Annotated in this window: 2 protein-coding genes; one reads left to right on the top strand and one right to left on the bottom strand. The window is 31.9% G+C overall.

Features of this window, described 5'->3' with window-relative positions; genetic code table 11:
* Positions 1–265 precede the first annotated feature (265 nt).
* Positions 266–1,186 (top strand): DMT family transporter, encoded by a 921-nt coding sequence (locus ACYVEC_RS30610; protein ID WP_063222256.1) that lies wholly within the window; start codon positions 266–268, stop codon positions 1,184–1,186.
* An 87-nt stretch (positions 1,187–1,273) separates the two neighbouring features.
* Here ACYVEC_RS30610 and ACYVEC_RS30605 read toward each other — a convergent pair whose 3' ends face one another.
* Complete coding sequence (locus tag ACYVEC_RS30605; RefSeq protein WP_460509588.1) at positions 1,274–2,065, bottom strand: sulfotransferase family 2 domain-containing protein; 792 nt, start codon at positions 2,063–2,065, stop codon at positions 1,274–1,276.
* Between the last annotated feature and the right edge of the window lie 214 nt (positions 2,066–2,279).

The following is a 2,279-nucleotide window of genomic DNA, read 5'->3' as shown; positions in this document are numbered from 1 at the left end:
AATAATCGTAAAGAGGAAAAAGGATGAAATAAAGACTGTTTAAAATAAATTTTGGGCGATAATGCCGTCAAGGGTTATATATAAAGTATACGTTTAAATGTTCTTTTAAGGTAAGAATTACCTTTTTATGTTAATTAAGTTGTAGTATGATTAAAAGTATTTTACTTTTCATATAATGTTTTTTCGTTTTTAAAGGATTTCACCCATCAAAAAATCTATAATTAAGGTAGTTAACATATATTTTTTGATAGGTGTGGGGGATTTTATGAAAGAAATATGCATGTTATTAATGGCTGTTATATTATGGGGGACAGCTATTGCACCAACAAAGTGGGCATTAGAATCTATTCAGCCATTTACTTTGTTATTTATTCGTCTTTTATTCGCTGGTGGAATCTGTTTGCTGTTCTCATTTAAACAATTAAAAAGATCAGTTGCACATAAACAAGTCCCGTGGAAAAGAATGAGTTTACTATCTTTTACTGGCGTAGCTGGGTACTTTATGTTCACATCCTACGGTATTTCTTTAACAAGTGGATTGCATGTTAGTATTATTGATGCTGCTTTACCGTTAGTTACAATTCTGTTTTCTGCGTTCTTTTTGAAAGAAAAAATTCAGCTTAATTATTGGATAGGTATTGCATTGGGGGGTGTCGGAGTACTTCTTATTACAATTCCATCTAGTAACGTTGATCAGGAAGTATCTTTAATAGGGGATATCCTTATTTTATTAAGCACTTTCTTATTTGCTTTCTATACAGTATTGCTGAAAAGACCAAACCAAGAACAGTATCTATTAAACAAGGTTTTTACAACATTAACTTTAATTATTGGGGCTGTTATTCTATTACCATTTGCAATGGCAGAAACTTTTTACTATGGTTTCCCAGAAATTGAAACATGGAAGACGGGATTTAGTGTAATGTATCTTGTTATCGGGGCAACGATTTTAGCGTATTGGTTTTGGAATAGAGCACTAGAGACAGTCTCGGCATCAGTAAGTGGATTATATTTAAATGCATTACCGTTAATAAGTATTGTTGCCTCAATTGTTCTATTGAATGAATCTTTAACGTGGAGAATAATAATAGGTGGTAGCTTAGTTTTATTTGGAGTGATATGGGCAGATAAGCAAAAAATAAGTAAGCTATTAAGGAGAAATAACTTGAATAGTAAGGACTGCTAAGCAGCATGCTGTACATAGTTTAAATATAAAAAACACCTTATATATATTAGGTGTTTTTTTATGTTTGGCAAAGATAATAGATTGAAATCAGTATGGGTACTCTCTACTATATCTATACGTATTGAAATCATTTTGAAATATTGTTTGAACGAGTTGTATACATTCGGTATCATAAAAACTTTCGAAAGTAGGGTAGCGAGGAAATAAAGGATCAGTAATATCTGCTTCGCTAAAATTTCCTTTATAGGTCATGGCGGGAGTTTGATGATGCCATGATGTTGAGAACGCATTTATTGGAGCGGTTTTTAATTCGAAACGTTTTTCTAATGCCTTTATTTCCTGATCAAAGTTTTCTAAGTATATATAATTGGTCACATATTCTTCTTCATTATCTATATACTGTTGTGTGAAATGCGGGTTAATATCATTTGCCTGAGCACGATTAATAAATAGATAGTATAGAAATTGTTTAAATGAGAGCCCTTTGGAGGAATTTTCATCTTGATATAGAAACTTTCGGATGGGCTTCCATTGGGGATTTTCTATATAAGGAGGTGCAATTAAGGATACGAAGGAACTGACTGCTCTCTTATAAGGATTACGAACAAGTTTAAAAGTTTCTTTCTGTTTTTCTCGTAACGCTATACCTAGTCGTAGACTATAGGCAGGTGCATTTTTGTATATATCATATTCATAATTATGAATGAAAGAGCTATAACTTAGAGCTGTTTGTAATAAATCAATCTGGTAAAAGAACCACTTGGCAAGAGAAGTACAACCACTTTTTTGGCTCCAAAATAGTATGATAGGAAAATTCTTATGATAATGTGGATTTCTTGAATGGGCATTGATGATGTGTAATAAGGGAGGGTCGAACAATCTCTACACCCCTTTCAGATATTTTAAATATATGTATGAAAAATAAAGAGGAATATGAGTAGCTGTTTCATCTTTTCTAAAAAAGTGAAAGATTAATATTGACTATTACTGAATAGAGGTGTAATATAGAACAAGTCGCCGATGCAATAACGCAGAACACGACAAACGAAATAAAAAAACTTAGTTGACATTAACTAACGAAGATGTTAACATA

It is taken from the genome of Bacillus sp. MN7755, from assembly GCF_054771475.1.
Note: the sequence above shows the minus strand (reverse complement) of the source record. Positions and strands in the feature narration are given on the sequence as shown.